This window comes from Staphylococcus edaphicus (genome assembly GCF_002614725.1).
In the GTDB taxonomy this organism is placed as follows: Bacteria; Bacillota; Bacilli; order Staphylococcales; family Staphylococcaceae; genus Staphylococcus; species Staphylococcus edaphicus.
Map to the genome: position 1 here is coordinate 25,200 of NZ_MRZN01000027.1, position 6,253 is coordinate 31,452.

6 protein-coding genes and 1 pseudogene are annotated in these 6,253 nt (G+C 31.2%); 1 reads left to right on the forward strand and 6 read right to left on the reverse strand.

The window, feature by feature from the left end; genetic code table 11:
* Nucleotides 1-59: 59 nt before the first annotated feature.
* The 6 genes from agrA to BTJ66_RS12345 form a co-directional block, all read right to left on the reverse strand.
* On the reverse strand, nucleotides 60-776 hold the full coding sequence (gene agrA / locus BTJ66_RS12320; RefSeq protein WP_099091239.1) for a quorum-sensing response regulator AgrA: 717 nt from the start codon (nucleotides 774-776) through the stop codon (nucleotides 60-62).
* Between the two features lie 12 nt (nucleotides 777-788).
* A complete protein-coding gene (agrC, locus tag BTJ66_RS12325) occupies nucleotides 789-2,084 on the reverse strand; it encodes a quorum-sensing sensor histidine kinase AgrC (RefSeq protein WP_099091240.1) in 1,296 nt (431 codons plus the stop codon).
* 25 nt (nucleotides 2,085-2,109) lie between these two features.
* Complete coding sequence (gene agrD, locus BTJ66_RS12330; RefSeq protein ID WP_099091241.1) at nucleotides 2,110-2,247, reverse strand: cyclic lactone autoinducer peptide AgrD; 138 nt, start codon at nucleotides 2,245-2,247, stop codon at nucleotides 2,110-2,112.
* Nucleotides 2,248-2,249: 2 nt separating this feature from the next.
* A complete protein-coding gene (locus BTJ66_RS12335; RefSeq protein WP_099091242.1) occupies nucleotides 2,250-2,819 on the reverse strand; it encodes an accessory gene regulator AgrB in 570 nt (189 codons plus the stop codon).
* 759 nt (nucleotides 2,820-3,578) lie between these two features.
* A complete protein-coding gene (locus BTJ66_RS12340) occupies nucleotides 3,579-4,364 on the reverse strand; it encodes a carbon-nitrogen family hydrolase (RefSeq protein WP_099091243.1) in 786 nt (261 codons plus the stop codon).
* Between the two features lie 179 nt (nucleotides 4,365-4,543).
* A complete protein-coding gene (locus BTJ66_RS12345; RefSeq protein WP_099091244.1) occupies nucleotides 4,544-5,173 on the reverse strand; it encodes a nitroreductase family protein in 630 nt (209 codons plus the stop codon).
* 194 nt (nucleotides 5,174-5,367) lie between these two features.
* On the opposite strand from BTJ66_RS12345, the pseudogene BTJ66_RS12350 reads away from it, so the two are divergent.
* Nucleotides 5,368-6,253: pseudogene (locus BTJ66_RS12350) on the forward strand (hypothetical protein); the annotation flags it as partial.

A 6,253-nucleotide genomic window follows, 5' to 3' on the forward strand; every position in this document is an offset into this window, starting at 1 on the left:
ATAAAATGAAAAAACCAAACCATTTGTCATGATTGACTGTTGGTTTGGTTTTTTATGTATTATATTTTTTTTACATTTCTAACAGAAGCGTAACAATGTTCATTGTTTTTAAAGTAAACCACACGTGATTTTGAGTCGATTGAATCAATATTATGACGATTTACAACAAAGCTATTATGGCATCTGAAAAAACGATCATCGAGTTGATCTAGCTCTTTTAAATTACCATAGAATTCAATTTGCCTATTATCGAGGTGTGCAATCAAACGATGAGACTTGGTAGAAGACTCGAAGAACATGACATCGTCGTATTGTACATAAATCGAATTGCTTCCTCGTTTTAACTCTATTGTTTCAACACTGCTTTTTTTAGATAGGAGTTTTAAACGTGACTCCGAAGTTTCAAGACAATCAATAATTCTTGATTTTAATGCATCAGGATCATCTTTAAAGATGAAATCCATCGCAGCAACCTTGTAAACAAAGGTAAGGTAAGTTAATTCACTGTGGCTCGTAACAAAGATGATGTTACTCACTGGGTCATGTTTTCGAATCTCACTAGCCAGTTTGATACCGTTGATATCAGCTTCGAGCTGAATATCTAAGAAGTAACATCCTATGTCTTTTAGATTCTTTGAACGTTCTAAGACATCATAAGGATCCGCAGTAGCCACTTCTATTTCCATTGGTTTTTCTTCAATCATGATGTAGTTGTTGATAATAGAAACCATGTGTTCGCGTTGTCTTTCATCATCTTCGCAAATGAATATTTTCATAGTTACACATCCTTATGAATCAGAATTTAAAATTTCTACCTTTTGAATAAAGTAGTTGTTATCAATAGTTGTATCTAATAAAACATTGGTTGTAGAATCCGTCAATTCTTTTAAAGTAGATAAGCCAAGGCCTCGGTTTTTCCCTTTTGTAGAAAAATTCTCTTGGAATAGGGTGTGTACTTTGGGCATATCTGGTTCACATTTATTCATGACAATAAACATAACAGATTCATCTTCATTTTTAATAAATGCGATGCGAATCAATGACTCATCTTGAATTTTTTCTGAGGCTTCAATCGCATTATCTAGGATGATACCAATAATCCTACTTAAATTAATCGTTGGCATTTCAATTTTTTCAATGACATCAGGTACTTCTATACTGATGCGGATATTTTTTTCTTGTGCTTGTAAAATCTTTGTTGTCAACAAGCCTTTAATTTCTCGTACATGTAAGTTTTCTAAGCCATTGATTTTAATGGCATTCATTTGCATGCTATCCTGCATAGGCAATATCTCCGAACGGAAATAGTCTCGAAGCCCATCCATATCTTCTTCCCTTATAAAATCAGATAAAGTGGATAAGATATTAACATAATCATGTCTGAATTTACGCATTTCATGATTGATTTTTTCAATTTGTAATGTGTATTTATAATAATTCTCAATTTCTTGCATATTGCGTTTGTATTGTATTTGACGCACGATACTGAAGGAAATAGTAATGATAAGTATCGCAGTCGTGATAATTACGATAGCATATAATATCGAAATAAATTTTGCATCACCAAATGAAACATTTTGATTTGGAATATAAAAATAAATTAATCCTAATATGGTTAATAAAAATAAGCTAACTAAAATTAAATACACTTTATTTAAAGATAAATAAGAAAAAGTTAATTGTTTTATAAAAAACTTAGATATGTAGGCATAAATTAAAGAAAAAACTGTATATGTAATTGCGAAAAATATTGAGAAATTATATTTTATTACTATTACATCTACAATTAAACTACTCAGCCATAGACTTGTAAAATTAGCCATATATAAGATGAAAAAACAAATTAAGGCAGAAACAATACCAATAAATTTTCTTTTGAAATACATAAAAACAAGGCTTGCAATAAATAGAAAAATTATTGCTTGTGAGTCTATAAACAAGAATAAAATAGTAGAAGGGATTATAATCCCAATAATTGAAATATAATCCCTTTTGGTAAAAGAAATACCATTTAAAAACTTCATATTGTAAAACAAAAGAATAGCCTGTAACAAAGATAAAAATATTGAAATAAATATTGCCATATTATACACACTTTCTAAGTAACTATTATTCGTAAAGTTTTGTTAATTCTTCAGGAATTTCTGGCTCGTCCGCATACGCAGTACATGGTCTAACTCCTGACATTGCTCCGATTACAGCAAAAAATTTAGCGATAAAAGTAAAAATTGTTTCAAAGATATTCATAATTAATTATCCTCCTTAGGGAAAAATATTGGAAATTGTAAGATAGAAATAATAATAATGCCTAATAACATAAGTTGTTGATAAGGTTCATTTAAGAAAATAGACAGTATCAACAATAATAAGGTTACAAAAATTGCTTTTACTTTTTTTCCTCTTCTTAGTCGTTCTGGAACAGGTTGTTTTTTGGTTATTGCAGGTGCGTATTTTATAAGTACCACTAGTCCAATTATGGCTAATGGATACATAACGATTGAAGACACTTGTATATACCCGACTATCCAAGGAAGTAAAACAAAATAAAACAAACTTTCTAAATAACATACTAATGAATTTTTTGCATGTGCACCATGCGCAAAATATCTAATTAAAAAAAATGATAAATGTACAGTCAGTGTGTATAAAAAGAGATGACAAAGGATTGAAACCCCGTAAATAACGATTGTTTTTAAAATGTTACTAACGACAACCTGCATACCTAAGCGCATCTTTAAATATTCGATGTGGTCGAGGTTGTTTCGATGTTGCAGTTGTTTAGCAAAGTTGTCTATTGTATCATCAATAAATTTTACCATAATTGGTTTCTCTCCTTACTCGTATTATACAATTGTAATTAAGTTTTATGCGTCTTATTGCGTAACTGTATATTTTAAATTCCCAACTGTTTAAAATTATTATCTGACTAATTTTATCATATTTTCATAAACATTTAGGAATGAATTTTATCAAGTTAGGGATTTTTTAACTCTAAGAAAAGAAATCATGGTTTAATGTACTTGTATCACAAAGAAGTGATTACATTTTACAAATCATTTAATCAAATTTGTTTGAATTTTGTTTGAATGATGAAGTTGATTAGACTTTTGAGCAGGGGTCTAATGAACACACTAACATTGTAACTGTACTTTCTTCGTATAGTTGTTATAGTTACATGAATAGTACTCGTTTTTCAATTAATTGAATACAAACAAGAGGAGGCTGATGTAGTGACAAACCATTTCTCAGCAGTAATTAGTGATTTCGTAAAATAATACTTTTAGGTACACAACGCGCTTAATCAAATTAAGCAATCCCAAATTTGAATTTGTAGAACATTCCCAGTCTCAATTCAAATATCATTTTAACATTGTCTATAACAGAGACAATTTAAAGTTTTAACATGTAAGCTATCGTAAACATCATTCAATTTATCATTTTAATCGGTAAATTCACTAAATTTTTTCATAATTAATAACATCCCCAAAAATAGATAGAGAAATAACTGTAAAAACATTCCCTTAATAATAAGTTACAAAAACCGTGAGTCCCTCCCAAGCTCACGGTTTATTTTTGTGTTATTTATATAGTTGTGGACGCAAATTTTTAAATACAGGTATGGCATCTCTTTGTTTGGCAACAGCTTCTAAATCAATCTGACAAGTTATATGACCGAGTTTATCATCTAATTGTGATATGATTTCGCCATTTGGGTTGATTACTATGGAATGTCCCGCATATTCAGTTTGACCATCATCACCGCATCCATTACATCCAATGACATACATATCATTCTCAATCGCACGTGCTTTTAAAAGTGCTATCCAATGGTCCAACCTTACTAGCGGCCATTGAGCTACATAAAAAGCGATTTGAGCATCTTTACGTGCTGGATAACGCAATAGTTCAGGAAAACGTAAATCATAACAAATAATTTGTGTCACAATGGCACCATTTGTTAGATTAAATGGTTCGGGAACCGCATTTCCTGCATTTAAAAAGCTTGGTTCATCTAACATAGGTACTAAGTGTACTTTATCGTAGTTATTCAATAAGTAACCATTTTTCGAAACAGCAAAAGCTGTATTAAATACCTCATCTTTCATAGTATTAGAAACAGAACCAGCAATAATATCGACATGATACTTTATTGCAAGTTTTGAAATAAACTCAAAACTGCGTGTCAATTGGTTATCAGATAATTCTTTTAGTTGCGGTAGGGCGTAACCGTTATTCCACATTTCTGGTAACACTACGACATCAGTATCAGTTGTTACATAGTTTGAAAACCACTTGGAAATCGTCTCTTCATTTAAATCGGGATTGGCTGGTTCTACTTTAAATTGAAAAATTTCTATATCCATATTTATCGCCCCTTAAATACTATTTTGTCTAAATATACTAAAATTATTCTGATAATTCAAAGTTCTAACGCTTTCAATTAATTAGTTCAAAAGGTAAATAAAAAAGAGGCTGGACAATATATTTAATGTCTCAACCTCGCTAATTTTATTTGAAGCTATTTATATAAGTGTTAATAAACTTATTTTCTAACTAAGAAACGGTTGTTAACATCATGAAATGCTTTTTCTCCTGCTTGCTCACGTACATTACCAAATGGCATTTGTGCAACAAGTTTCCATGATTTTGGTATATCAAAAGCTTCGGCCACTACAACATCTACTAGTGGATTATAATGTTGTAAAGATGCACCAATTTCTTTTGTTGATAATGCTGTCCAAATTGCAAATTGATGCATTGCATTTGTTTGGTTCGACCAAATTGCAAAGTTTTCAGCATAATTTGGCATTTGATTTTGTAACCCCTCTACAACCTCTTGATCTTCAAAATAGAGAATTGTACCGTGAGCATGTTTGAAATTATCTATTTTATCAGCAGTTGCTTGGAATTCACGATCAGGTCCCATTGCATTTTTAAGTTCTCTCTTAGTAATATCCCAAAATTTATCGTGGTTTTCATTTAATAATAAAACAATACGTGTAGATTGTGAGTTAAATGAAGAAGGTACATGTTTAATAGCATGTTCTATAATATTCTCAACTTCATCATCAGAAATTGAAATTTCTTTTTCTAAACTATATATAGTACGTCTTGATTCAATTGCGTTTTGTAATGTTTCTAAAGTTGATGCGTTTTTTGAAAATAATCCCATGAGTCAATCTCCTTCAAAATAATTTATTTTATATATCTAGTATAATAATTATACCTAACCTTGTAAATAGGATTTTACATAAAATTTCAAAAGTATTAATATTTTCTTTCAAAAACCGACTTTTAATGAAAAAATCTATTATTTTCTATATACTAAACATAAATAGAGTTGAATTTTAAGTTGGAGGTGAAGATATGAAACGGTATATTTCTCATAAATTTGTAATTTCAAGTTTTGCAATAGCTTTAAGCACATCATTAGTAGCAAAACCAACACAAGCATCCGTGCAACAAGCAAGTGAAGTAAATCAGAATGAGTTCAATAGTAGTGAACCAAATAAACATGACAGCACTGATGGATTTGCTTCTAATAGAAAGTATGCGAATCAGAATAGTGATTTAGATATAAATGAACAAATACCTAGTATAAACCGTTCTCTAAATAGGTCACTTCCATTGAAACAAAAAGAGTCTGAAATGTTAACGAAGTCTATTGAAAAAAATGGGGGTACTGACGTTAGTCAACAAGGACTTAATATTGAAATTACTGATAAACAAAGCACACCAGGAAATCCTAAAGTAGATACAGAAGACTTGGCATTAGATAACGTTGATGATTCAGCTAAAATTAAAAAAGATGATGAAATGAACAAACAAAATGATTCGAAAGAACCGAATGGTAATAATGAAGACCAACCAACTGAAGTTTCAGAGAATTCGAATGATCAAGATGCCAGTAGTGAAGATCCCGAACAACCAGGTGGTAATGAAGAAGGTTCAGAAGACCAGGATAACTCGAATGAACAAGATAGCGGTAATGAAGACCCCGAACAACCAGGTGGTAATGAAGAAGGATCAGAAGACCAGGATAACTCGAATGGACAAGGCGGAGGCAGTGAAGATCCAGGACATTCAGGTGGAAGTGGTGGAGGAACCGAAAATCCAGATAAGCCAAATGATCATGGTGGAAGTAGTGAGAATCCAGGACACTCAGGTGGAAGTGGTGGAGGAACCGAAAATCCAGATAAGCCAAATGATCATGGTGGAAGTAGTGAGAATCCAGGACACTCAGGTGGAAGTG